Source organism: Seonamhaeicola sp., from assembly GCF_028281565.1.
Classification (GTDB): domain Bacteria; phylum Bacteroidota; class Bacteroidia; order Flavobacteriales; family Flavobacteriaceae; genus Seonamhaeicola.
In genome coordinates this window covers 1-23,769 of sequence record NZ_JANQJQ010000042.1, presented here as the reverse complement: position 1 = coordinate 23,769, position 23,769 = coordinate 1, and the positions used below count along the sequence as shown (strand labels likewise).

At 35.5% G+C, this 23,769-nt stretch carries 27 protein-coding genes; 21 read left to right on the top strand and 6 right to left on the bottom strand.

Going from position 1 to position 23,769, the window contains the following annotated elements; genetic code table 11:
- The first annotated feature begins 93 nt into the window (after nucleotides 1–93).
- The 8 genes from trpD (at nucleotide 94) to Q0983_RS17040 (ending at nucleotide 6,581) form a co-directional block, all read left to right on the top strand.
- A complete protein-coding gene (gene trpD / locus Q0983_RS17075; RefSeq protein WP_299556077.1) occupies nucleotides 94–1,086 on the top strand; it encodes an anthranilate phosphoribosyltransferase in 993 nt (330 codons plus the stop codon).
- Between the two features lie 68 nt (nucleotides 1,087–1,154).
- Nucleotides 1,155–1,940: an indole-3-glycerol phosphate synthase TrpC gene (gene trpC, locus Q0983_RS17070; RefSeq protein WP_299556152.1), complete on the top strand. Its 786-nt coding sequence runs from the start codon at nucleotides 1,155–1,157 to the stop codon at nucleotides 1,938–1,940.
- Nucleotides 1,937–2,557 (top strand): phosphoribosylanthranilate isomerase, encoded by a 621-nt coding sequence (locus Q0983_RS17065; RefSeq protein ID WP_299556075.1) that lies wholly within the window; start codon nucleotides 1,937–1,939, stop codon nucleotides 2,555–2,557. Before trpC ends, Q0983_RS17065 begins: the two co-directional genes overlap by 4 nt.
- Nucleotides 2,558–2,635: 78 nt before the next feature.
- On the top strand, nucleotides 2,636–3,817 hold the full coding sequence (trpB, locus tag Q0983_RS17060; protein ID WP_299556073.1) for a tryptophan synthase subunit beta: 1,182 nt from the start codon (nucleotides 2,636–2,638) through the stop codon (nucleotides 3,815–3,817).
- 47 nt (nucleotides 3,818–3,864) lie between these two features.
- Entirely contained in the window at nucleotides 3,865–4,149 is a 285-nt protein-coding gene (locus Q0983_RS17055) for a GIY-YIG nuclease family protein (protein WP_299556071.1), read from the top strand.
- Between the two features lie 42 nt (nucleotides 4,150–4,191).
- A complete protein-coding gene (gene trpA, locus Q0983_RS17050; protein WP_299556069.1) occupies nucleotides 4,192–4,956 on the top strand; it encodes a tryptophan synthase subunit alpha in 765 nt (254 codons plus the stop codon).
- Between the two features lie 50 nt (nucleotides 4,957–5,006).
- The gene (locus tag Q0983_RS17045; protein WP_299556068.1) at nucleotides 5,007–6,077 is read left to right on the top strand and encodes a T9SS type A sorting domain-containing protein; all 1,071 of its coding nucleotides are present in this window, start codon (nucleotides 5,007–5,009) and stop codon (nucleotides 6,075–6,077) included.
- 48 nt (nucleotides 6,078–6,125) lie between these two features.
- On the top strand, nucleotides 6,126–6,581 hold the full coding sequence (locus Q0983_RS17040; RefSeq protein WP_299556066.1) for a tRNA (cytidine(34)-2'-O)-methyltransferase: 456 nt from the start codon (nucleotides 6,126–6,128) through the stop codon (nucleotides 6,579–6,581).
- Here Q0983_RS17040 and Q0983_RS17035 read toward each other — a convergent pair.
- The 3 genes from Q0983_RS17035 to Q0983_RS17025 all read right to left on the bottom strand — a co-directional run bounded on the left by Q0983_RS17035 (nucleotide 6,570) and on the right by Q0983_RS17025 (nucleotide 8,781).
- Nucleotides 6,570–7,478 carry a TIGR01777 family oxidoreductase gene (locus Q0983_RS17035; protein WP_299556064.1) on the bottom strand — a complete coding sequence of 303 codons (909 nt, stop codon included), beginning with the start codon at nucleotides 7,476–7,478 and terminating at the stop codon, nucleotides 6,570–6,572. The genes Q0983_RS17040 and Q0983_RS17035 overlap by 12 nt on opposite strands.
- 92 nt (nucleotides 7,479–7,570) lie before the next feature.
- Nucleotides 7,571–8,287, bottom strand: a complete 717-nt coding sequence (gene mnmD / locus Q0983_RS17030; RefSeq protein ID WP_299556062.1) for a tRNA (5-methylaminomethyl-2-thiouridine)(34)-methyltransferase MnmD — start codon at nucleotides 8,285–8,287, stop codon at nucleotides 7,571–7,573.
- A complete protein-coding gene (locus tag Q0983_RS17025; RefSeq protein WP_299556060.1) occupies nucleotides 8,287–8,781 on the bottom strand; it encodes a DUF4920 domain-containing protein in 495 nt (164 codons plus the stop codon). The genes mnmD and Q0983_RS17025 overlap by 1 nt, the downstream gene beginning before the upstream one ends.
- Nucleotides 8,782–8,874: 93 nt before the next feature.
- Here Q0983_RS17025 and Q0983_RS17020 point away from each other — a divergent pair, with 93 nt between their 5' ends.
- Nucleotides 8,875–9,942 (top strand): branched-chain amino acid aminotransferase, encoded by a 1,068-nt coding sequence (locus Q0983_RS17020; protein WP_299556058.1) that lies wholly within the window; start codon nucleotides 8,875–8,877, stop codon nucleotides 9,940–9,942.
- A gap of 149 nt (nucleotides 9,943–10,091) precedes the next feature.
- On the opposite strand, the gene Q0983_RS17015 is transcribed toward Q0983_RS17020, so the two are convergent.
- Nucleotides 10,092–10,478 (bottom strand): nucleoside triphosphate pyrophosphohydrolase family protein, encoded by a 387-nt coding sequence (locus tag Q0983_RS17015; protein WP_299556056.1) that lies wholly within the window; start codon nucleotides 10,476–10,478, stop codon nucleotides 10,092–10,094.
- 52 nt (nucleotides 10,479–10,530) lie between these two features.
- On the opposite strand from Q0983_RS17015, the gene Q0983_RS17010 reads away from it, so the two are divergent.
- The 7 genes from Q0983_RS17010 to Q0983_RS16980 all read left to right on the top strand — a co-directional run bounded on the left by Q0983_RS17010 (nucleotide 10,531) and on the right by Q0983_RS16980 (nucleotide 16,084).
- Nucleotides 10,531–10,716: a hypothetical protein gene (locus Q0983_RS17010; protein ID WP_299556054.1), complete on the top strand. Its 186-nt coding sequence runs from the start codon at nucleotides 10,531–10,533 to the stop codon at nucleotides 10,714–10,716.
- Nucleotides 10,717–10,873: 157 nt separating this feature from the next.
- A complete protein-coding gene (locus Q0983_RS17005) occupies nucleotides 10,874–11,212 on the top strand; it encodes a hypothetical protein (protein WP_299556052.1) in 339 nt (112 codons plus the stop codon).
- Nucleotides 11,212–12,309: a hypothetical protein gene (locus tag Q0983_RS17000; RefSeq protein WP_299556050.1), complete on the top strand. Its 1,098-nt coding sequence runs from the start codon at nucleotides 11,212–11,214 to the stop codon at nucleotides 12,307–12,309. Before Q0983_RS17005 ends, Q0983_RS17000 begins: the two co-directional genes overlap by 1 nt.
- Before the next feature lie 12 nt (nucleotides 12,310–12,321).
- Nucleotides 12,322–12,777 carry a hypothetical protein gene (locus Q0983_RS16995; protein WP_299556049.1) on the top strand — a complete coding sequence of 152 codons (456 nt, stop codon included), beginning with the start codon at nucleotides 12,322–12,324 and terminating at the stop codon, nucleotides 12,775–12,777.
- Nucleotides 12,778–12,803: 26 nt separating this feature from the next.
- A complete protein-coding gene (locus Q0983_RS16990; RefSeq protein ID WP_299556047.1) occupies nucleotides 12,804–14,546 on the top strand; it encodes a sensor histidine kinase in 1,743 nt (580 codons plus the stop codon).
- On the top strand, nucleotides 14,543–15,166 hold the full coding sequence (locus tag Q0983_RS16985; protein ID WP_299556045.1) for a response regulator transcription factor: 624 nt from the start codon (nucleotides 14,543–14,545) through the stop codon (nucleotides 15,164–15,166). Before Q0983_RS16990 ends, Q0983_RS16985 begins: the two co-directional genes overlap by 4 nt.
- 75 nt (nucleotides 15,167–15,241) lie before the next feature.
- Complete coding sequence (locus tag Q0983_RS16980) at nucleotides 15,242–16,084, top strand: hypothetical protein (RefSeq protein ID WP_299556043.1); 843 nt, start codon at nucleotides 15,242–15,244, stop codon at nucleotides 16,082–16,084.
- A gap of 336 nt (nucleotides 16,085–16,420) precedes the next feature.
- Here Q0983_RS16980 and Q0983_RS16975 read toward each other — a convergent pair whose 3' ends face one another.
- Complete coding sequence (locus Q0983_RS16975) at nucleotides 16,421–18,460, bottom strand: dihydrofolate reductase (protein WP_299556041.1); 2,040 nt, start codon at nucleotides 18,458–18,460, stop codon at nucleotides 16,421–16,423.
- 187 nt (nucleotides 18,461–18,647) lie between these two features.
- Here Q0983_RS16975 and Q0983_RS16970 point away from each other — a divergent pair, with 187 nt between their 5' ends.
- From Q0983_RS16970 to Q0983_RS16955, 4 genes are all read left to right on the top strand, one after another.
- The gene (locus Q0983_RS16970; protein WP_299556039.1) at nucleotides 18,648–19,667 is read left to right on the top strand and encodes a GyrI-like domain-containing protein; all 1,020 of its coding nucleotides are present in this window, start codon (nucleotides 18,648–18,650) and stop codon (nucleotides 19,665–19,667) included.
- Between the two features lie 127 nt (nucleotides 19,668–19,794).
- On the top strand, nucleotides 19,795–20,160 hold the full coding sequence (gene crcB / locus Q0983_RS16965) for a fluoride efflux transporter CrcB (protein ID WP_299556037.1): 366 nt from the start codon (nucleotides 19,795–19,797) through the stop codon (nucleotides 20,158–20,160).
- Nucleotides 20,161–20,245: 85 nt separating this feature from the next.
- Nucleotides 20,246–21,001: an SDR family oxidoreductase gene (locus tag Q0983_RS16960; protein ID WP_299556035.1), complete on the top strand. Its 756-nt coding sequence runs from the start codon at nucleotides 20,246–20,248 to the stop codon at nucleotides 20,999–21,001.
- Nucleotides 21,002–21,049: 48 nt separating this feature from the next.
- Nucleotides 21,050–21,964 (top strand): response regulator transcription factor, encoded by a 915-nt coding sequence (locus tag Q0983_RS16955; RefSeq protein ID WP_299556033.1) that lies wholly within the window; start codon nucleotides 21,050–21,052, stop codon nucleotides 21,962–21,964.
- Nucleotides 21,965–21,974: 10 nt separating this feature from the next.
- Here Q0983_RS16955 and Q0983_RS16950 read toward each other — a convergent pair whose 3' ends face one another.
- Nucleotides 21,975–22,577 carry a DUF1684 domain-containing protein gene (locus Q0983_RS16950; protein ID WP_299556031.1) on the bottom strand — a complete coding sequence of 201 codons (603 nt, stop codon included), beginning with the start codon at nucleotides 22,575–22,577 and terminating at the stop codon, nucleotides 21,975–21,977.
- A 297-nt stretch (nucleotides 22,578–22,874) separates the two neighbouring features.
- Here Q0983_RS16950 and Q0983_RS16945 point away from each other — a divergent pair.
- Nucleotides 22,875–23,769: MFS transporter (locus Q0983_RS16945; RefSeq protein WP_299556029.1), on the top strand; the 895-nt coding region annotated here is incomplete at its 3' end.

Genomic DNA, 23,769 nt, shown 5'->3' with positions numbered 1-23,769 from the left:
TCTCAGTAAACAGTTGCAGTAGGCAGTATTTACTCCTAAAAAAGAAAATAATTTAAAAGTCTCCGCTCCTTTGGAACGAGTTAAGAAAAAATTATGAAAGACATACTTAACAGATTAATAAATCATGAAACCATCTCCTCTGAGGAGGCCAAACAGATTATTGTAAATATCTCCAATGATATGTATAACCCAAGCCAGATAGCTTGTTTCCTGTCGGTTTATATGATGCGAAGCATTACTATTGAAGAACTACAAGGCTTTAGGAATGCCCTTTTAGAGCTTTGTGTTGCTGTGGACTTGAAAGATTTTAATGCTATCGATATCGTGGGCACCGGTGGTGACGGTAAAAATACATTCAATATCTCAACCTTATCGTCTTTTATAACTGCAGGTACAGGCGTTAACGTTGCTAAGCATGGTAACTATGGTGTATCATCCACGTCCGGTTCATCTAATGTTATGGAAAATCTAGGTGTAAAATTCTCTAACAATGAAGATTTTTTAAGACGCTGTTTAGATAAAGCCGGAATATGCATATTACATGCGCCTTTATTTCACCCGGCCATGAAAAACGTGGCCCCTATTCGTCGTGAGTTAGGTGTTAAGACCTTTTTCAACATGCTGGGCCCTATGGTTAATCCTTCATTTCCAAAAAATCAAATGCTTGGTGTTTTTAGTTTGGAGCTTTTACGCCTGTATAGTTTTATCTATCAAAACACGGATAAGAACTACAATATTGTTTATGCCCTGGATGGCTATGATGAGATTTCATTAACCGGGAAAGCTAAAATTGTTTCCAATCATACGGAAAAGCTTTTAGCTCCGGAAGATTTAGGACTTGCTAAAATTAAACAAGAAGCTATTTTTGGGGGAGACACTGTTGAAGATGCTGCCAAAATATTTGTAGATATTATAAGTGGTAACGGTACCGAAGCGCAAAACAACGTGGTGTGTGCCAACGCCGGTTTGGCAATTGCTACATCAAAACAAATATCACATCAGAGAGGATTTGAAATAGCAAAAGAATCTTTGTTTTCCGGCAAAGCAAAACAAAGTTTAGACACATTGATAGAGTTAAGCAAATAGCGTCATGCTGAATTTAGTTCAGCATCACACAAATTATGAGAACCTGAAACAAGTTCAGGTTGATGAAAATGAATATTTTAGATAAAATAGTAATTGATAAACGACAAGAAGTTGATCTGAGAAAGCATTTGATTCCTGTTTCTCAGCTGGAACAGTCCGTTCTGTTTGAAAGAGAAACAGTGTCATTGGCAAATAGATTAAGAACAAGTAAATCGGGAATCATTGCTGAGCATAAAAGACGTTCACCTTCAAAATCAATTATCAATAACGGTTTAAATGTTCAGGATGTAGCCGAGGGTTATGAAAGTGCCGGAGTTTGTGGCATGTCGGTACTCACTGATGGTAAATATTTTGGTGGTTCTTTAGATGACCTGTTACTTGCCAGGGCCAGTTGTAATCTACCTTTGTTGCGAAAGGAATTTATCATTGACCAATATCAAATACTGGAGGCAAAAGCTTTTGGAGCGGATGTCATTTTATTAATAGCTGCTATTTTAACAAGAGAAGAAATAAAGCAGTTTTCAGAGTTTTCCAAAAGTTTGAATTTAGAGGTGCTTTTAGAAGTTCATAACGAGGAAGAATTACACAAATCTATCATGCCAAGCCTGGATATGCTTGGGGTAAACAACAGAAACTTAAAAACATTCGAGGTTAGTTTAGAGACCAGTAAATCATTAAGCAATATCATTCCCGATGATTTTGTAAAAGTATCGGAAAGTGGTATTAGCAGCGTAAATGCCATTAAAGAGTTACAACCGTATGGCTATAAAGGCTTTTTAATTGGCGAGAACTTTATGAAAACAGATAATCCCGGAGCGGGTGCTACGAAATTTATAAAAGAACTGGAAGCATGAAACTGAAGGTCTGCGGCATGAAATATCAGGATAATATGGAGCAAGTTGCAACATTGCAACCTGACTATCTTGGATTTATTTTCTATGAAAAGTCCCCAAGGTATTTTGACACCACCATTACGGAATTACCAGATTCAATAAAAAAAACCGGTGTTTTTGTTGATGACAGTGTTGAATACATTTCCAGCCAAATAGAGAGGCATCAGCTTTCTGCTGTTCAATTGCACGGTCATGAATCACCGGAAACCTGCAGACTCCTTAAATCTACTAATGTGGAGGTCATTAAAGTGTTTTCTATAAAAGATGAATTTGACTTTAGTATACTTAAACCTTATGAGGATTTTGTAGACTATTTTCTTTTTGACACCAAAGGAAAACTTCCCGGAGGCAACGGTTACACTTTTGACTGGAATGTATTGAAAGATTACCCGTCAACAAAACCCTTCTTTTTAAGTGGTGGTATTGGGTTAGAGCAAATTGATGCTATTAAAGAGTTTAAACAAAGTGAAGCTTCAAAATATTGCTATGCCCTGGATGTAAATAGCAAATTTGAAATAGAACCCGGATTAAAGAATATTGAAAAATTAAAGGAATTTAAAAACAAACTGTCATGCTGAGCGCAGTCGAAGCATCTTATCAATAGATTCTTCCACTTAGAGTACCTCAGTGTCAGAATGACAATATATAACGATAAAATGAATTACAACGTAAACGAAAAAGGGTATTATGGTGAGTTTGGAGGGGCTTTCATTCCGGAAATGCTATATCCAAATGTAGAGGAGTTACGACAAAACTACCTTAAGGTCATGGCTGAGCCTGACTTTCAAAACGAGTTCAACCAATTGTTAAAAGATTATGTTGGACGTCCTTCGCCTTTGTATTTTGCAAAACGTCTTTCAGAAAAATACAATACCAAAATCTACTTAAAGCGTGAGGATCTAAATCACACGGGAGCCCATAAAATCAATAACACTATCGGGCAAATCCTGATGGCAAAACGTCTGGGTAAAACCAGAATTATTGCTGAAACCGGAGCTGGACAACACGGTGTGGCAACTGCCACGGTTTGTGCGCTTATGGGCTTGGAATGTATCGTCTATATGGGTGAAATTGATATAGCACGTCAGGCACCAAATGTAGCCCGAATGAAAATGCTAGGGGCTAAAGTGGTACCTGCGCTATCGGGAAGCCGCACCTTAAAAGACGCTACCAATGAAGCCATTCGTGATTGGATAAACAATCCGGTAAATACACATTACATCATTGGTTCTGCCATTGGGCCACACCCCTACCCGGATATGGTTACCAGGTTTCAAGCGGTTATTTCCGAAGAAATTAAATGGCAGCTTAAAGAACAGGAAGGCAGGGAGAATCCGGATTATGTAGCTGCCTGTATTGGTGGTGGTAGCAATGCTGCCGGAACTTACTATCATTTTTTACATGAAGACAACGTGAAGATCATTGCTGTTGAAGCTGCCGGTTTGGGCGTGGACTCCGGAGAAAGTGCGGCCACATCGGTTTTAGGAAAAGAAGGTATCATTCACGGTTGTAAAACCTTGTTGATGCAGACTAATGACGGACAAATAACAGAGCCCTATTCTATTTCAGCAGGATTAGATTATCCGGGAGTAGGCCCCATGCATGCACATTTATGTAAAACAGGGCGTGCCGAATTTATGTCTATAACGGATGATGAAGCCATGAAAGCCGGATTGGAGTTATGTGAACTGGAAGGCATCATTCCAGCTATTGAAAGTTCTCATGCTTTAGCTATTTTTAGTCAAAAGGAATTTAAACCGGATGATGTTGTAGTGATGAGCCTTTCGGGACGTGGTGACAAGGATTTACAGAATTATATTGATTATTTTAAAATCTGAATTTAATTATTTTTAATTTCCGCGAAAGCGGAAATCTCAAAAGGGTTATGGACATCCATTATGTATATATTTTAACAAACAAAAATCATACTGTATTATATATTGGAAGATCAAAACAATTAAAAGAGAGATTAAAACAACACAAAAATAACAGTTCAAAATCTTTTACGGGAAAATACAACGTAACCAAACTTGTTTATTTTGAAACAACAAAATACGTTAATAACTCAATTAAAAGAGAGCGACAAATAAAGAAATGGAATAGGGAATGGAAAATCAGTTTAATAAATAGTCTAAATCCTGATTGGAAAGACCTTTCCGAATATATTTAAAGGGATTCCCTCTTTCGAGGGAATGAAAAACAGTCATTTGCAATGAACAGAATTAATCAAAAACTTCAGGAAGACAAAAAACTTCTATCCATATATTTTACAGCGGGGTACCCCAATTTAAATGACACAGTTTCCATTATTCAGGATCTGGAAAGAAACGGCGTTGATTTAATCGAAATAGGGCTACCATTCAGTGACCCTTTGGCTGATGGCCCTACTATTCAGGGAAGTTCCACCCAGGCCTTGAAAAATGGCATGACCACCGAAATACTTTTTGATCAACTAAAAGACATCAGAAAGTCGGTTCATATTCCCTTAATCATCATGGGATACTTTAATCCTATGTTGCAATATGGTGTAGAAGATTTTTGCAAGAAATGCCAGGAAATAGGCATTGACGGATTAATAATCCCTGATCTGCCGGTCGATGTGTATCATGAGGAATATCAAGCTACTTTTGAAAAATACGGGCTTATCAATGTCTTTTTGATCACACCGCAAACCAGTGATGAGCGTATCAGATATATTGATTCTGTTTCAAACGGGTTCATTTATATGGTAAGTAGTGCCAGTACAACCGGAGCAAAATCCGGTTTTGGTGATGAGCAAACACAGTATTTTGAGCGTATTGGAACTATGAACCTTAGAAACCCTCAAATAGTAGGTTTCGGTATTAGTAATAATCAAACATTTACACAAGCTACAAAATATGCTAAAGGCGCCATAATTGGCAGTGCATTTGTTAAACATGTCACTAATGAGGGGGTTCATTCCATAGATTCTTTTGTTAAAAGTATTCTGGAATAGGGTAAATTGTTCTTATTTGATTATATTTGGTTAACCAAACTGGTAAACCAATGATTAATTTAGGATCAAAACTCAGATTTAGCACATTTTTATTTTTCATTTTTGCAACACAAACATCAATTTCACAGGTACTTTTAGATGCTGACGGTGCAGGAAATACCTATGAGTTAATCACCTCAGTCTTAGCGCCCGGATATAATCCCATTGAAGTGCCAGACTGTGAACATGGGGCTTTTGGAAGGCACATTGATGAAGTTTACGATAGTGATTTAGGAAGTAATGTCTTTCGATTTTATATGCACGTAACTGATGACAGTGATAGATGCATTAACTATGACAGACAAAGAAATGAGATAAAATCTTATGATAAATCACCCGACAACCTGTTAGGCATTGAAGATGAAATTGTTGTTTATAAATGGAAATTTAAAATAGATGCTGGTTTTCAATCCTCTTCAAGCTTTACACATTTACACCAATTAAAATCTGTAGGTGGTTCACTGGCCAGTATGCCGATGTATACGTTAACTACCAGAAAAGGGAGTCCTGATCAATTAGAGCTTCGCTATGCTGAAACTACCTCTCAGGTAACCCTGACTAAAACTGATCTGGCGCCCTTTAAAGGTATCTGGTTAGATGTTACGGAAACTATAACATACGGAACTTCGGGTACCTATTCCTTAGAAATTAAAAAAGTAAGTGATGGCACCGTACTTTTTGACTATTCGAACAACTCCATTATTAATTGGAGAGCAGGAGCCGATTTTGTGAGGCCCAAATGGGGCATTTACCGAAGCCTGAACAGTCCGTCGGATTTACGGGACGAAGCAGTTCTTTTTGCTAATTTCAGTATTGAAGAAGTATCCGGGTTAAGTACTATCGACAATAAAAACCAATCGTTAAAACTCTATCCTAACCCTACAAATGACTATTTGTTTATTGAGCATACTAATGGATTACATTTTAATCATATTACTATATACGATATTACCGGGAAGGCAGTTTTATCTCTAAAAGACTCAAATAATATAGATGTTTCCAGGCTACCCAACGGCTTCTATTTTATTAGCCTTAAAACTCAAAATGATTTGGTCTTTAGAAAGCGATTCATCAAAAACTAAATAAAAAAATTCATGTACTTTTGGTTTCTTTAATTCAAAAGACACCAAATGCCTTTAAATATTGTTTTAGTTGAACCTGAAATACCTAACAACACCGGTAACATTGGTCGGTTAGCATTAGCATCCGGTTCAAAATTACACCTGGTAAAACCCTTTGGTTTTGAAATTGACGATACCAGGCTGAAACGAGCAGGTTTAGACTATTGGCAACATCTCGACATCATCTATTACGACAATACTAAGGCCTTTTTCGAAAAAAATCAGGATAAAAAAATGGTGTTTCTTTCCAGTCATGGCACTAAAGATCACTGGGATATTCCTTTTGAGGACGATCTGTTTTTAGTCTTTGGAAAAGAATCGGTTGGATTACCCAAATCCATTACAGAAACGTATCAAAATGAGCTTTACAAAATACCTATTCACAGTGCGCATGTTAGAAGCTTAAATCTTTCCAACGCCGTAAGTATTATTGTTTATGAAGGTTTAAGACACTTAAGTAATTAGTAAATCTTCCAGTGCTGGCAATAAGTGGTGGTATTTAAAATAAAACCCTTTACTTTCAATTTTTTTTGAACTTACGCGTTGACTGGCAAATAGTAGTATATGCATCTCGCCTAAAATCTTTTTCATTAAAAATTTAGGAATATTTGGTAGGATCAAAGGCCGCTTTAAAACGTTTGCAATGGCTCTTGTCAATTCCTTATTTGTCACCGGATTTGGTGCCACACCATTATAGGTGCCTATTAAACCGTGCTTGATCACGTATAAAAATATATCTGCCAAATCCTGAATATGTATCCATGACTGCCATTGTTTGCCGTTACCAAAAGCAGCGCCAACACCAAATTTAATGGGTTTCGCCATTTGAGGCAATGCACCTCCAACATCCGATAACACCAACCCTATTCTTATTTTAGAAATTGAAATATTAACATCAGTAAACGCATTAACCACCTTTTCCCACGCCTTTACAACATCACCCAAAAAAGAATTGTCCACTTCCTTAAAACTTTCTTCATAATAATTAATAAGAGAATCCGGATAAATGCTGATGCCACTTGCAGAGACTACCTGTTTTATAGTATGTGTTTCTCCCTTTAAGGCATTGACCAATAGTTGGGTACTTTTTATTCTACTATATAAGATCTCATCCTTATATTCCGGTGTCCAACGTTTAGAAACCGAGGCCCCGGCTAAATGAATAATAGCATCGACATTTTTAAAGCAGGCTTTATCTATTTCCTGATTGGTTAAATTCCAATAAAATCCCTGATAGTTGTCTGTCTTTTCAATTTTTGATTTACTGGTAGTAAGGTAGTTCACGGCAATACTTTGCTCATGACAACGCTTTACGATATGTTGACCAATAAGTCCGGTAGCTCCTGTAATTAATACCCTCATACATTAAAATTACAAAATGAAATTCCTATTCACTAAATTTTTAGGTTAGGTTTAACAATTAGCAGAAATGATTATTAACATATGTCAATTGATTATTGTTTTGAAGCTCTCAACATTTCTCTCTTACCTGGTGGCCCCGGAAGCTTCTCTACTCTAAAACCAACCGCCTGCATGGCTCTGCGTACACTTCCTTTTGCTGAATAGGTTACCAAAACACCCTTTATTTTTAAAGCTTCATACATTTTTTTAAAGATAGTCTCTGTCCATAATTCCGGTTGAACACGCGCTCCAAAGGCATCAAAATAAATGAGATTGAAAGTATCCTGCTCCTGTATCTCATCAAAGAACTTTTGCTGTTTTGTCAATGAAAAGTAATCAGTGACCTGATGTTCTTCTTCCCATGGAAGATTGTGAAGTTTGTCAAAAAGAAATCGATCACAATGTAACGCTGAGGCATAATTCAGTTGTTTAACTTCATTCAAATCAACCGGATACCCCTCTACGCCGACATAATTGATCCTGGTTTGAAGTGTTTCTGCTTCCAGTAAGGTAATAAGAGCATTCAGCCCCGTACCGAAGCCTATTTCTAAAATAGACAATTTTTCAAGAGATTCTTCACTTCGCTCAGAATGACAGGTTTGATGAGATCCTGAATCTAGTTCAGGATGACAGGCATAATGCAAACCATGCTTTATAAATACATGATATGCCTCTTGAATGGCGCCATGTTTAGAATGGTATTGCTCGTTCCATTCAGGCATATGAATGGTAGTGGAACCGTCTGCAGTAATAATAATTTCCCGCTTCACTATTGCGCTACTAAAACACCATCGGCTTCAAAAGAAAAGGTTCTTTTAGGTTCCGTTATGGATGCAATTTCTTCAGCAGATTTTCCGGCATCTTCAGCATAATGTTGCAGTTCTTCAACCGGGACTTCTTTTACATAAGCCTTTCCATTTACAATAACCGCTTTTCCTGCAATATCCTTAGGTACAAAAAAGCCGTAATCTTTAAACTTTACCATGGCCTCATTTCCATCACCTAAATCCAGTGTCATCCAACAACCTTTTGCCTGACAAACTTTGGTCACCGTTGCAGTCATTTTAGAATTTATACTATCTCCGGTAGTCATATCTTTGTAATGCTTTAACATGGACGATGAGGCAATAGCATCATCAGCTATAATTTCTTTTCCAAAGGATGCGTACTCCACTTTAACCGGTTCTTTTGGTGTTTCTTCAACTTTCTTTTTGCAGGAATTTAACATTAAAACACAAATAAATACAACAATAATTGGTCTCATAATATGAATATTTCAATTTTAAACGATTTATGTAAATATACCTCTTTTTTAAAAACCTTTTTATTTAACTTTGTCTGGTAAAATAACCGGATTATGAGCACTATGATCAATAACATTGAGATTATAAAAGCAGAGTCTTCAAAAATAAATGAAGTAGACTTTGATAATTTGAAGTTTGGAAGTGTGTTTTCAGACCATATGCTGGTATGCGATTACAAAGATGGCAAATGGCATGACCCTAAAATTATGCCGTATCAGCCTATTACTTTAGATCCTGCAGCAAAGATTTTCCACTACGGACAATCTGTTTTTGAAGGTATGAAAGCGTATAAAGATGATCATAATAATGTCTGGTTATTCCGTCCGTTAGATAACTGTAAGCGTTTAAATATTTCATCAAAACGTTTGGCCATCCCGGAATTGCCGGAAGCCTATTTTATGGAAGGCTTAAAAACGTTGTTGGAGCTGGACAAAGACTGGATCCCCACGAACGAAGGGAGTTCTTTATATATCCGTCCGTTTGTCTTTGCTTCCGGGAAAGGATTCCATGCCTCGCCTGCGGATGAGTATAAATTTATCATCTGTACTGCGCCTTCCGGAGCTTATTTTTCAGGAGATGTAAAGGTTTTAATAGAAGAAACTTATTCACGTTCTGCTGATGGAGGTGTTGGTTTTGCAAAAGCCGGTGGTAATTATGCGGGTCAGTTTTATCCAACACAATTGGCAAAGGCTAAAGGGTATCATCAGGTTATCTGGACTGATGACCACCACCATGAATACATTGAAGAAGCCGGTGCCATGAATATTTTTGTTCGTATAAACGATACATTGATCACCGGGCCAACCAGTGATAGAATTCTTGATGGGATCACCCGTAAAAGTATTATTGAATTGGCAGAGTCCGAAGGTATTAATGTAGAAGTTAGAAAACTTACGGTGACCGAAGTTGTTGAAGCTGCCAAGAACGGCACACTTAAAGAAATGTTTGGTGCAGGTACCGCTGCGGTGGTGTCACCAATTGCGGCCTTTGGATATAAAGGGATAGATTACGATTTGCCAAAATTAGACAATACCTATGCCGGATTCTTTAAAAAACGTATCACAGATATTCAAACTAATAAATCCGAAGATCCGTTTGGGTGGCGTTTTAAAGTTGATTAAGACACGTAAATTTACATAATAAAAAAAGAGAAGTTGTTAGCTTCTCTTTTTTTATTCCCTTTTTGTCAACCTGTTTCTATAAGTATTGAATTGATTCATGTTATCATTAAACGTTTAGATTCTGAAACAAGTTCAGAATGACACGAGTTCTATTTCTCTAATATAGTTTGTATATCCGGCTTAAAATAGTTTGGGCCTTTCAGTACTTTACCATCTTCCCTGTAAATGGGTTCACCATTGTCTCCTAATTTGCTCATATTGCTACGCTGGATTTCTTCAAACACCTCTTCTATTTTATATTGTAGCCCATGTTCTATAATGGTACCGCATAAAATATAAAGCATATCACCTAAAGCATCGGCTACTTCAACCAGATCCCCATCATTGGCCGCATCCAAATATTCTTCGTTTTCTTCGCGCATTAACTTATAACGCAACATGTTTTTTTCAGGTCCCAGGTCAGCCTTTGGGGTTTCTCTATGCCCTATTTTAAATGCGGTGTGAAATGTTTTAACAGCATCAATTTTGTCCCTCATAAATTCGTTTCTTTTAATCTAATTTTACTTTATTTGCAATAAAAGTAATTATATGTTCAGTAAAGGTCAAATCATTTTCGGAGTTTTATTTTTTGTGGCCTTTGCTATCATCATCGGCTATACTTACCGAAAAGATCTAAAACTTCACAAACGCTTTTATTCCGGTAGTATTTGGATACTTGTTGCCTTTATTGCTTTTATCCTATTTATTGCTGCTATCAAGTTCTTTTTTAAATAAGTAGGGCTTTACATCAGATTTTTTAGCTTTTAGTCCGGAAATGCTTTTATTTATCCATTTTTCTTACTAGCTTGAAAGAAATATACCCGGTATTGGGTATTTCTTCCCTTCTAATTATAGCACACCTTTGTGACATTAATTAACGAATCCAACCACAATGAAAAAATTAGTCTCTCCCATTACCATGTTTTTATTTGGTGTCATCGCTTTTATTGCGATTATGATAATCACTCATAAAAAAGACCTAGGTTTTGACGACACCTATTTTTGGTTCTGTCGTGTTCTAATAGCCTTAGCTGCGGCATCCATAAGTATTTCAATCCCCGGGATGATTTCCTTAAATCATAAACCAGACGGTAACCAGTTGATGCGTACTAATGCAGCGGGTAATAAAGAACCCAACGCCATGTCACTTTTAGAAAAAGAACCTACCATTAGTGCTTCCGGTGCTATTGCGGTGTTTGTGTTGGTGTATTTGTTTAATCCTTTGGTGTAATGCAAAAATTAATATATGATACTGAAAAAGAAGCTGATGACAAAATGGAAGTTTATGCTTCTTTATTAATTGAATACCCTAGTGCTATTTATGTTGGTGTATTCAAGGAAGGCGACATGTTTGAAATAAAAGTTGGGAGTGAGGATGGGAAATATATTGATAGAAAGGAACTCATCGAATATTTAATGAATAATTCAGGAGGTCAAGATTCCAGATTTAGCTTTGTTGAATCCGTACAAAAAAACAAAAGTTACTTAGAAGAATTGTTTGATTTTGAAATATTGAAAACTTATGAAACTCGAAAATTTACCTTAATCGACCCGTACGACGAGACAGAGGAAATTTTACCCAGTAAAAGTTTAAAGAGTGGGCTTCATATTGGTAATAAAGAAAGGTCTGGAGGTACTCTAGGAGCTGTCTTTCAACTTGAAGGGTTTCCAAATGAATATTTTGGTATTTCCAACTGGCATGTACTTGCTTACGACATTGAATTAGGAGGAGATATTGTCCAGCCTGGTAAAGACAATTATGACTCGTACAAACCCTTAGAAAAATACAAATGTGGTCGTCTTTTTTGGAGGTGTTTGGATAAAAGAAGAGAAGTTGCATTTGTTCACTTTAATAATTTTGATCGTTTTGATAAACACCATATAGAAAATCGAGAAAATTATTGTGGTATTAAGCTAAGCGGTAACCTTAGAGATGTTCCTCCTATTGGAAAAAAGCTTAATAAATGTAATTATTTAAATAGTTCAAATAATGAAGTTTTAAGTAGAAATGCAACAGTAAAAGTTGAAGATACTCGATTTTATTCAGTAGGTCGTGAAAGCTTTAAAATTTTTAAAAATCAAATCTTACTCAAAAATGAACTTGAGTCCGGTAATTCAGGTAGTGTTCTTACTTTTAAAGAAGACAATAATATTGGTGCTGTTGGGCTACTTTTCTGTAAGACAGAGGATTACAAAATGAGTGTTGCCAACAATTTAAGTCATATTTTTAATACTTGCTTTGATGACTTTCATCCTGATTATAGAGAGATATATTATAAAGCAAAAATTCCGATGATAACGAAATTCACTCCAAAAATAATTTTTTAAACTAAAGTAATTATGAGCAAAATTTATTCAACAAGATTAGAAAAACCCAGTGAGCCAAAGAGTGTAAACTTTATGTTCTTTGAAGATAACGATCTAAAAATAGGAGCTACAGCTACTTGGACTAGCGGCTTAAAAATTGAAAAGATAGAATTTGTCCCTAAGTCTAAACACTTTGATGATAATTTCCAAATCATTGATATTAACCCATGTACATTAGATGATTCCGGTAAAGCTTTTTTTATGGTTCATATTTGGAGAAGTAAATACGCCCTTGACAAAGAACCTTACATTTCACTTGCGAGTGACGACTTACTAGGTTTTGAACTTAAATATGAATATGATATAGAATTATTCCTGTTTCATATTCATGAGGTTGACAAAAAACCTACAATTGATAATTCAAAGGCATGTGACTTCCCTGTTCTTATACCAGAAACCAAAGAAGGTGCAATAATAATCGGTATTTGATAAGGAAAGAATTAAAAATAAAATTAATGCTTTTACCAGTACTATTTTTAGTTACTGGTTTTTGCGTTTCACAAGAATCTGATTATGATAAAGTTGAAAACTATCTAAATCGACTTATGGTAGATTCTGCAGAAGTTTTTCTGAATAAAAACTTAAAAACCGGAAAATCTATTTTTGAAAAAGCACAATATTCATATTATAATGGAATTATTTTAAAACGAAGAGACAGACATGATTTGGGCTTTGAGGAATTAACGAAAGCACTTATAATTTTTAAACAAATTGATAGTCTTAAACATTTGGCAAATACTTATTATGAAATATGTGACTTATTATTGCAACAAAATAATCTGGACATTGATATAGAACCGTATGCAGATGAGTATTATTCAATTGCCAAGAAATTTAACGACCCCTTAATGCTAGCTCGTGCTTATTCAAAATATGCAAGTTTATCATCTAGAAAAGATGATTTTGATTCAACCATTTCATACTATAAAAAAACAATTGAAAAACTAAAAATTATTAATGACACATTAAGGATTGCTATTATTGAAACCAATATTGGTAGTATATTCTATGGCACAAAAAAAGATTCGGATTCAGCCTTGTACTTCTATAAAAAATCACTTCCTGTTTTCAAAAAATATAAAATACGACAATATGTATCCAATAATTACAATAATCAAGCAAAGGCTTATGAGCTAGCTGGTGACCATAATAAAGCATTAGAGTTTTATGAATTAACGAAAGATATTTCACTAAATGAATACAATATTAAAACTCAAGAAGTTTATTATGATAATCAACTAAAGAATTATAAAGCACTTAATGATTTTGAAAATGCCTTTTTGTCTGCTGAAAAACTTTTAGCTATTAAAGATTCAATAAATAATACCGAACAAAATATAGCTATTTCAGAAATAAAAGAGCAGTACGATAATGAAAAACTACGTGCTGATAATCTGGAAAGTGAAAGTAAACGGAAACAAGCCCAAAATCTTTTATTCGGTTCATTAGTTTTGTTAGGCTTTGGAGGCATTACCTTCTTCCTTATCCAAAAAAACACCAAACGTAAACAGAAATTAGCGGAGCAAGAAAAAGCCTTAGAAAGTCAAAAACTAGCAACAGTTCTAAAAGAACAAGAGTTATTAAGTATTGATGCTATGATCGAAGGCCAGGAAAAAGAACGCCAACGTATTGCTAATGACCTTCATGATGATTTAGGCGGACTTATGGCCACAGTAAAACTGCATTTTAATGCTTTAAAAGATAAGCAAACCCCGGAACTATATGATAAGACCACAACCCTTTTAGATGAGGCCTATCAAAAAATACGTTCTATTGCCCATGCCAAAAACTCCGGCGTGATTGCAAAACAAGGGCTTTTAAAAGCTGTAAATCAAATGGCCGAAAAAGTATCTGCTGCTAATAAAATTACCATCGATGTAATAGACCATGGCCTTGAAAACCGTTTGGAAAATAGCCTGGAGCTCACTATTTTTAGAATTATACAGGAATTAGTAACCAATATCATTAAACACGCTAACGCTACGGAAGCCACCATACATTTGACCAATCACGAGGAAACGCTCAATATTATGGTAGAAGATAACGGTAAAGGGTTTAACCCAAGTCAAATAACCACCAGACATAAAGGTATGGGCATCAGCAGCATAGATAAACGTGTAGAACATTTGAATGGTACCATGACCATAGAATCTGAACTCAAAAAAGGAACTACTGTAATAATTGATATTCCAATATGATCCGATTAGCCATTGCCGAAGACCACCAATCCTTAATAGACGGTATCAATCTACTTTTAGAGTATGAAGATGATATCAGCATTGTTGGTACCGCCAACGACGGGGAGGCCCTGTTGGAAATCGTAGAAAAGAAGTGGCCCAACATAGTTTTAACAGATATACGTATGCCCAAACTGGACGGTATTGAAGCTACCAGGCAAATCAAAAAAAAGCACCCCAATATAAAAGTACTGGCCTTTACCATGTTTGACCAAACCGATGCCGTTCAGCAAATGTTAGAAGCCGGCGCTGATGGTTATATCCTAAAGAACTCTTCGTTACAGGAAGTTCATAAAGCTATTATAGCAGTACATAAAGGTGACACCTATTTTGACGCCAACATTAACACAAATGTTTTAAATGAAACCCCTTCAAATAAAACCAAAGGCGTTTTAACTAAGCGCCAAATAGAGATTTTGGAACTTATTGCTCAAGGCAAGACCTCCCGTGAAATTGCCGATATTCTCTTTATTGGTGTTCATACAGTGGACACCCACCGAAAAAACATGGCCCGTATTCTTGGACTACAAGGCAAGGGTGAACTCTTGCGCTATGCACTAGACAAAAAATACAAGTTTTAAATATACCCTGTATTGGGGATGGTTTTCATATTGAATTATAAATAGGTTTGAATAAGAATTTCAAAACCGTTAATTATGAAAACTTTTACATCAGCAATAATCATTCTATACCTTAGCTCATTTACTGTTTTTGCCCAAAGAAAAACTATCTCGATTGATGTTTCCGGTAATATCTATAAAAAATCAACTGTTATTACACCTGGCACTTATAAGATTCAAATAAAAAACATAGACCCAAATAAGATTTACGAGGCAGTTATTAATAGTGAATTCCATAAATTAGATCCATTAAGCATTCCAAAAAAAACTGAAGAACTTCAGGAACAGATTACGGAAGATAGCTTATCTTCAAAAATAATAGACACTATAAAGCTTTCCAAGAATCAAGATCTAACAATAAAAGTTGTAGTTCTAAAAAATGTAAAAAAAGAAGAAAACTTGGCTAAAGAAAAAGAATACATCTATACCTATAAAACTGAAAAAAAAGGATCATGGCAAACCACTTTTGGCTTTAATTTCATTAATCTTAAAGATAGAGACACCTACTTTTCTAAAGCCTTGGATAGCACATATATTATAACAAGGGGAACTAATCAAAATAAAATAGACTTTCATCCATCAGTCATGTTTACTTGGTTCCCAAACAACTCAGAAACTTTTAATGTAGGCCTTAGCGGTGGTTTGGGATATGATTTAGAAAAAAGCTTATCCGTATTTACTGGTATTTCATTAATCTATAATCAGAATATTACAATTACAACTGGTTGTGCATTTCACAATCAAAAACTTCTTAACTCTAAATACAAAAAAGGCGATGTAATTAATGAAAGTTTAAGCTTTGAACAATTACATAAAGACTATATTAGATTTAATCCATTTGTATCAATTTCATTTAGATTAGATAAAAGCCCCTTTTAAAAACATTCAACAATGGAATTAGATTGAAACCCCTTAGAAATTCTAAGGGGTTTCCATAATTTTTTAATATCGCCCTTTTATATTTTTATACCTTCAAAAAAACAGGTTAGCTCACTGGGAAAAAATTGTTAATAACTGTTATATAAATAAAAGCACCTGTTTAACGCAACCTTTTTTTGACCCTGGTATCTATTTAGTAACGAACCCAATTAAAATGAAAACACTTTTAATTATCTCCATTCTTCTAGTGATTAACCTATTATTGTTAGTATTTAGTGTAAATAAAAAAACAGAACCTTGAAACAAGATTCTGCTTTTTAAAACGTATTTAATCGTTTAATTTACCTCCGGTAAAAAGTTATAATCTCTACTGTAATCCAGCATTTGTCCCGCAAATGTTTCAGGCTGTGTCACCTTTATAGCCATTATTTCTCCTGCTTCATTTTTTTCAGCCATCAAAACGGGATTTACAAATCCGGAATAAGGTGCCGACGTAAATTGTTTGTTACGCTCTAAAACTTCGGCATGAATGGCCTGATCTACTTTAACACCATAACCTTCCACTAAAGCTTCAACAGCCGTATAATCTCCTTCAGATTTTATACGTTGTGTTTCACGCAATAAATCGCCAAACAGTCCACGAAGTTTTTCATAATCATTAATATTGAAATAGGTTTTTCCATCTTTAGTAACCTTTTCAATAACATTATCTTCCTTGCCTTTTTCATAAACCCAGGCACTTACCCATTGTCTGTTTCGCATATGGGCCTCTTCAACATCATCACCTAAATTAAGGCGAATTAGCTGCATCATCAATCCGTTTCTTATATAACCATCATAAGCAGCTTTTCCAACCGCTTTCCAATCTTCAACCAAACCTAGTTCCTGAAGCTTTGAATCGTATAAGTAATATAAAGCGACCAAGTCCGCGCGACCTTCTTCCAAGGTAGAAGCATAATTTTTAAGTGTTTCTTTAGTTTCTCCTACTCCCGGATTTAACTTACCTGATGCATGTCCAATAACCTCATGCAATGCGGTATGAAGCTTATCCGCTAATTGTCCGTACGTTTCTTCTAATTCATATTCTTCCTCATCATGAACAAACTCTTTTAAACGTCCCGAGCTTGTAGAATTATTATAAGCATGAATAATGTTTCCTAAAGAAACCGACTTACTTCCTACTGCGGCTCTGATCCAATTGGCATTTGGCAAATTAACACCTATAGGTGTACTTGGTGACGCATCACCGGCTTCTCCCGCCACATTTACCACCTTATAAGTCACCCCGACCACATTGGCCTTTTTGTGCGCATCCATGATAGACGAATTATCTTCAAAATACTGTGCGTTATCTGACAATACCTTCATTTTTTGAGACATATCAAAATCGTTTATCTGCACAATGTTCTCATAAGAACCTCTATAACCCAAGGGATCATTATATACCTCTATAAAACTGTTGATATAATCAATATTGCCTTCGGTAGCATTGGTCCATGCTACATTATAATCATCCCAGGTTTGCAAATCGCCTGTTTTATAATATTCAATTAATAATCCAAGGGCATGACCCTGGGCTTCATTTTCTGCAACACCTTTGGCAAGTTCCAACCATTTAACAATCTCATCAATAGCACTGCCGTAAAGTCCACCGGACTTATAAACGCGTTCTTTGACCACGCCATTTTCTTTAACTAACTGTGAGTTCAATCCAAACGACAAAGGTTTTTCCGGGTCTGGTGACATTTTTGTTTTATAAAAACCTTCAACATCGGCATTGGTAACATTAGGCCCGTAAAAGTTTACCGCAGAAAGTGCTACATTATCTATGCCTTTTCCCTGATTTACCTTTTTAGCATCCGCCTCATTAAAAATAACCTCAAAGGCATCTCCCTCTAAAACCGTATTGGTATCGGCCAATAATTGCTTTAAATAATCAGAAGAAAAGCCCGGTTTTAATTTATCATTGGAATAATGATGATGAATCCCGTTGCTAAACCACACACGTTTTAAGTACACCTCAAAAGCTTTCCAATCATCAGAGGCTTTATCTCCTTTATAAGCAGTATAAACATTTTCAAGTGCTTTTCTAATAGTTAAATTATGACGGTAATTTTGATCCCACATAATGTCACGGCCTGACAATCCTGCCTGAGTTAAATAATACACTAACTTTTGCTCTTTTAAGGTCAATTGCTCCCATCCCGGGATTTGATACCTTAAAATTTTCAAATCGGCAAATTGTTCAACATTATAATCAAACTTTTCAGTGTCATTTACTTCGGAAGTTTCATTTGTTTTTTCAGATTTACCATCTACACATCCGAATAAAAAAAGAGCAATTAAAGCTACATTCAGTATAAATTTTAGTTTCATTTTGAAAGTTTATTTGTTTCGAAATTCTTTTAATAATCTACTAAATACCAGATTTTAATTATTATTTAAAATGATATAACTCATTTTTATATAAAATCTTAATTTAAAGATTAGCAAATGTAATAATTTATTAACCGAAATGAAAAATGATTATCTTTGATTTATTGAATCATCAAACAGCACCTAAATGAAAGCCTTTAAATACATCTTATTCCTGTTACTTATTGCCATTATTGGAACAGCTATTTATATTGCCGTACAGCCAAATTCCTTTGAAGTTAGCAGAACCCGAACTATAAAAGTTCCTGCGCCCATTATTTATTCCAACGTGATAGATTTTAAAAATTGGGAAAGCTGGTCGTCCTGGGTTGAAACCGATCCTGATATGAAAATTACATTAGCCGATAAAACCAGGGGCGTTGGTGGTTCTTATTCATGGGAAGACAAAGACGGGATTGGTACCATGACTACTATTGAAGCGGTACCAAATACGTCTATACAGCAGGAAATGCAGTTTGCAGAATTCCCTAAATCTGATATTTCGTGGGTATTTAAACCAACTGATAACGGCGCTACGGATGTTACCTGGACCATCTCAGGAAAAGATTTGCCTTTCGGTTTTAAAGCTTTTGCAACTTTTTCCGGTGGCATGGATAAACAAATTGGTCCACATTACGAGCGTAGTTTAGAAAAATTAGATAGCATTGTATCCCTTAGGCTAAAAGCTTTTACTATTAATGTTGATGGTATTACCGAATATGGCGGTGGATTTTATATGTATAAAACAACCTCGGCAACCGGAGCTAACATTAGCCAGATCATGGCAAAACAGTATGGCGAAATTATGAGTTATATGGCACAAAACAATATTAATTCCAATGGGATGCCCTTTACCATTTATGAAGATATGAATGCTCAGGACAATAATGTCATTATGAGTAATGCCATACCTATTAAAGATAAAGTTACTGTTAAAGGTGATAGTGAAGTTTTATGCGGCTATATTCCCAAAACCAAAGTGTTAAAAACTACCTTAAAAGGTAATTACACTAACTTGCCAAAAGCCTGGGAAGCTACCAAGAAACATATAGCAGAGAACAATTTGGAACCATCTGATATAAAACCTTTTGAGATTTACACCAATGACCCCGGAAACTTTCCAAATCCTGCCGATTGGGTTACCGAAATTTATATTCCCCTAAAGTAATTTGAATATTCAATATATTGCAACAATTAATTTAATGTTACCCCGAACTCGTTTCAGTGTCTCATTATGTGTTATAAGATGCTGAAGCAAGTTCAGCATGACAACCATTTTTAATAGTTGTATAGATATGAAACAATTTTTTTTGGTCTTTATTGGTGGTGGTTTTGGTAGTGTACTGCGCTATATCATTGGCAAATATTTAAACAGTACGGAAACGGGGATCCCGTACGGCACCTTTGCGGCTAATATTTTAGGAAGTTTACTCATTGGTGTTATTCTGGGTTTTGCGGCTAAAAACAATTCGTTAAGTCAAAGCCAAATCTTATTATTGGCAACCGGGTTTTGTGGTGGCTTTACAACCTTCTCCACCTTTGCTTATGAAAACCATGTGTTCTTAAAAGCCGGTGATTTTACGAGTTTTGCAGTTTATACAATAGCTAGTTTTATCATAGGATTTTTAGCTGTTTTTTTAGGGATGTTTTTGGTGAAGTAGATTTGGACAAGACAAACGTAGATTTGGAAAAATATATGCTACTGTTTTAGCTCAACTTTGTATTGTAAATCAAAACAATACAGTCATGAGTCAAAAAACAGCAATTATTACAGGAGCAAGTCGTGGTTTAGGAAAAGATATGGCACTTAATCTTGCTAAAGATGGCGTAAATATTATCTTTTCATACCATACTAATGTAACACAAGCAAACGAAGTTGTAGCAGAAATAGAAAACCTTGGTCAAAATGCCATTGCTTTTCCTTTTGATGCTACTGATTTTAATAGCGGACAAGAATTTATTGCTAAAGCCACCAAATATTTAACAGAAAAAAACGGTTCCCCTAACTTTGATTATTTGATCAATAATGCCGGTACCGGAACTTTTAATCTTATTTCTGACACCACTGAAGATCAATTCAACAACATGATGAATATACACTTAAAAAGTGTGTATTTCTTAACACAAGCGGCATTGCCCTATCTAAATGATTCAGGTAGAATTATTAATATATCCAGTGGATTAGCCCGTTTTAGTTTACCGGGTATGTCTGCTTATGCTATTATGAAAGCCGGTATAGAAGCTTTTACACGTTATTTAGCTAAAGAACTGGGCACACGTAAAATTACAGCCAATACCATTGCGCCCGGTGCTATTGCTACCGACTTTGCCGGCGGGGCTAATCGTGATAAAGAAAAAGCAGCCGTGATAGCCGGCATCACAGCATTGGGACGCGTAGGTGAAGCAGAAGACATTGGAGGTATTGTGGCTTTTTTGTGCTCGGAAAAAGCCGGTTGGATAAATGGACAACGCATAGAAGTTTCAGGAGGGATGTTGGTTTAACGTACTAAGAATTGGGTTTACTATATTCTTATTCTTAATTTTATACTGATGAAAAAACTACAGCGTTTTAAAAATATTAGGGACTATCATAAATTTGCGAATTTAGCATCCCCTGAACATCCGTTAATTAGTTTGGTAGATTATACACAAATCAAGTACACATCAAACCTTGATGATCTAAAATGGGTTCAGGATTATTACACCATCGGACTAAAACGCAACGTTCCTTATAAGTTTTTCTATGGCCAACAGAAATATGATTTTGATGAAGGTGTTATGACGTTTATTTCTCCTGATCAGGTTATGAGTTTGGTGGAAAACCCTAATATTAAACACAAGCCTACAGGTTGGTTGTTGTTAATTCATCCCGATTTTTTGTGGAATACGCACCTGGCAACTCAAATAAACAAGTATGGTTTTTTTGGATATGCTATCAATGAGGCACTTTTCCTTTCAGAAAAAGAGGAGCAAATGATGGTAGATATCCTTAAAAATATCCAACGGGAATACCAGTCTAATATTGATAAGTTCAGCCAGAAAATTGTGATCTCACAAATTGAGGTGCTCCTTAATTATGCTGAACGTTTTTATGATAGACAGTTTATTACCCGTAAAATTTCAAATCATCAGACTGTAACTAAATTAGAGGCTATTTTAACTAATTACTTTAAAGAAGAAAGTCTGATAGACAAGGGCATACCAACTGTTACATGGGTAGCTGATCATTTGAACCTTTCGCCTAACTACCTCAGCAATATGCTTAAATCGCTTACCGGACAAAGCACCCAACAACATATACACAACAAATTGATTGAAAAAGCAAAGAAGCAGCTTTCTACAACCCATTTATCTGTAAGTGAAATTGCCTACGACCTGGGCTTTGAACACCCGACATCTTTCACTAAACTTTTCAAAAACAAAACCGAAATGTCCCCTATTGAATTTAGAAAGACGTTTAATTAGACTCACTAAATCAATCCTTCTTAAAAGCTTTAACCCCGGCTTCTATCCTAACCCTTAAATAATTTTGTCTGGGCACAATAGGGCAAGAATACTTTTTGTTATAGGCACAGTAAGGATTGTAGGCTTCATTAAAATTAATGATCAAAGTATCACCTTCAGGAATTCTGGTATCAATATAACGTCCTCCACCATAACTTTCTTCGCCATTGGTCTCATCTAAAAAAGGTAAAAAGAGGTAGTCTTCATAGCCTTCGTCTTTTATCATATCCAGGTTTTGATAAATATCCAACTTTAGATCTTGGTCTTTAAGCGTAAAGGATAATTCACCATACTTAACATACTCGGGAAGTCTATCGGTTGTGGTTTTCATTTTAAAAGGAGTCTCTTCAGGTGTTCTTTTAAAATGTGCCGTCACTATATAAGCGGAGTCCACTTTAAAAAAATCCAAACCGGTAAAATGCTTTCTGTCTTTTTCCGTTAAAGGCGACTGGGTAACATCTTTAAACTTGGCATTTTGTTCTCTTTGATACTCAGTATCTCCTTTTATTGGCACCTTCTTTTGTCCACAGGCAGCCAGGACAATAAATAACAAAAACAACGATAGATTTTTCACGCGTTTAAATTTTATAATTAATTTTTTTCAAATCAAATGTACAACATAAGAATATTTTATATAGCTTTGGACTTTCAAATAAAACAAAAAATGAGACATATCGTCGCGATTTATAAAAAGCAATGTATGACTTCCTTAACCAAAAGGACATGTCGGGCTTATTATATATTGTGGTGATATTGATATAAAATATTACAATATTAAAAAGTCCGACTTCTCAGTCGGACTTTTTATTTTTAGTTGATTATCAACTGTTTAATTAAACCAATTTATTTATGACTTAGAATTTTAGAACACATGAAAACACTATTGAACAATTACGTAAACACGTTTAAAGGACTTTCAACAGAAGTATGGTGGCTGGCACTTATTACATTCATTAACAGAGCGGGTACCATGGTCATTCCATTCTTATCCTTGTATTTAAACAAGAGTTTGGGTTTCACTCGTACAGACGTCGGCTGGATAATGAGTGCCTTTGGTTTAGGTTCGGTAGTGGGTTCATGGTTAGGTGGCCGGTTAACAGACCAAATCGGGTATTATAAAGTCATGGTCTACAGCCTGCTTGGAACAGGTATCCTGTTTATTGCTTTACAGTATTTGGACACCTTTGAGTCATTCTGTTTGGGTCTATTTTTGGTAATGGTTGTAGCAGATTCGTTCAGACCCGCCATGTTTGTGGCCTTAAGTGCTTATAGCAAACCGGAAAATAAAACGCGCTCAGTAACACTAATAAGATTAGCTATAAACCTTGGGTTCTCTGCAGGGCCTGCTATTGGCGGTTTAATAATAGCAAATATGGGCTATAGCGGATTATTTTGGGTGGATGGTATCACTTGTATCGCTGCCACTTTGGTATTGATTAATGTGCTTAATCCAAAAACTACCAAACAATTGGATGAAATAAAAACCGAAAATCCAAAATCGGCATACGGTGATAAGGCCTTTATTATATTCCTTTTTGCCATGATGTTATTCGGAGTGGTATTTTTACAATACTTCTCTACAATGCCTATTTATTACAAAGACGCTCACTATTTGAGCGAGGTTGAAATAGGTATCCTTTTAGGTTTGAACGGTTTTATCATTTTTGTGTTTGAAATGCCACTTATAAAATGGTTAGAGAATACGTCGTTCACAAAAGCAGGACTTATGCTTTTTGGAGCTGTTTTAACGGGGTTAAGTTTCATCA

Coding starts and splice junctions, on each gene's coding strand:
- Q0983_RS17045 (WP_299556068.1), top strand. CDS start 5,007: ATGATTAATTTAGGATCAAAACTCAGATTTAGCACATTTTTATTTTTC.
- Q0983_RS16995 (WP_299556049.1), top strand. CDS start 12,322: ATGAGCAAAATTTATTCAACAAGATTAGAAAAACCCAGTGAGCCAAAG.
- Q0983_RS16990 (WP_299556047.1), top strand. CDS start 12,804: ATGCTTTTACCAGTACTATTTTTAGTTACTGGTTTTTGCGTTTCACAA.
- Q0983_RS16975 (WP_299556041.1), bottom strand. CDS start 18,460: ATGAAACTAAAATTTATACTGAATGTAGCTTTAATTGCTCTTTTTTTA.
- Q0983_RS17010 (WP_299556054.1), top strand. CDS start 10,531: ATGTTCAGTAAAGGTCAAATCATTTTCGGAGTTTTATTTTTTGTGGCC.
- Q0983_RS17025 (WP_299556060.1), bottom strand. CDS start 8,781: ATGAGACCAATTATTGTTGTATTTATTTGTGTTTTAATGTTAAATTCC.
- Q0983_RS17035 (WP_299556064.1), bottom strand. CDS start 7,478: ATGAGGGTATTAATTACAGGAGCTACCGGACTTATTGGTCAACATATC.
- Q0983_RS17000 (WP_299556050.1), top strand. CDS start 11,212: ATGCAAAAATTAATATATGATACTGAAAAAGAAGCTGATGACAAAATG.
- Q0983_RS17055 (WP_299556071.1), top strand. CDS start 3,865: ATGGACATCCATTATGTATATATTTTAACAAACAAAAATCATACTGTA.
- trpC (WP_299556152.1), top strand. CDS start 1,155: ATGAATATTTTAGATAAAATAGTAATTGATAAACGACAAGAAGTTGAT.
- Q0983_RS16985 (WP_299556045.1), top strand. CDS start 14,543: ATGATCCGATTAGCCATTGCCGAAGACCACCAATCCTTAATAGACGGT.
- Q0983_RS17020 (WP_299556058.1), top strand. CDS start 8,875: ATGAGCACTATGATCAATAACATTGAGATTATAAAAGCAGAGTCTTCA.
- Q0983_RS16970 (WP_299556039.1), top strand. CDS start 18,648: ATGAAAGCCTTTAAATACATCTTATTCCTGTTACTTATTGCCATTATT.
- Q0983_RS17040 (WP_299556066.1), top strand. CDS start 6,126: ATGCCTTTAAATATTGTTTTAGTTGAACCTGAAATACCTAACAACACC.
- trpD (WP_299556077.1), top strand. CDS start 94: ATGAAAGACATACTTAACAGATTAATAAATCATGAAACCATCTCCTCT.
- Q0983_RS17015 (WP_299556056.1), bottom strand. CDS start 10,478: ATGAGGGACAAAATTGATGCTGTTAAAACATTTCACACCGCATTTAAA.
- trpA (WP_299556069.1), top strand. CDS start 4,192: ATGAACAGAATTAATCAAAAACTTCAGGAAGACAAAAAACTTCTATCC.
- Q0983_RS16955 (WP_299556033.1), top strand. CDS start 21,050: ATGAAAAAACTACAGCGTTTTAAAAATATTAGGGACTATCATAAATTT.
- Q0983_RS17065 (WP_299556075.1), top strand. CDS start 1,937: ATGAAACTGAAGGTCTGCGGCATGAAATATCAGGATAATATGGAGCAA.
- crcB (WP_299556037.1), top strand. CDS start 19,795: ATGAAACAATTTTTTTTGGTCTTTATTGGTGGTGGTTTTGGTAGTGTA.
- Q0983_RS16960 (WP_299556035.1), top strand. CDS start 20,246: ATGAGTCAAAAAACAGCAATTATTACAGGAGCAAGTCGTGGTTTAGGA.
- Q0983_RS16980 (WP_299556043.1), top strand. CDS start 15,242: ATGAAAACTTTTACATCAGCAATAATCATTCTATACCTTAGCTCATTT.
- Q0983_RS17005 (WP_299556052.1), top strand. CDS start 10,874: ATGAAAAAATTAGTCTCTCCCATTACCATGTTTTTATTTGGTGTCATC.
- trpB (WP_299556073.1), top strand. CDS start 2,636: ATGAATTACAACGTAAACGAAAAAGGGTATTATGGTGAGTTTGGAGGG.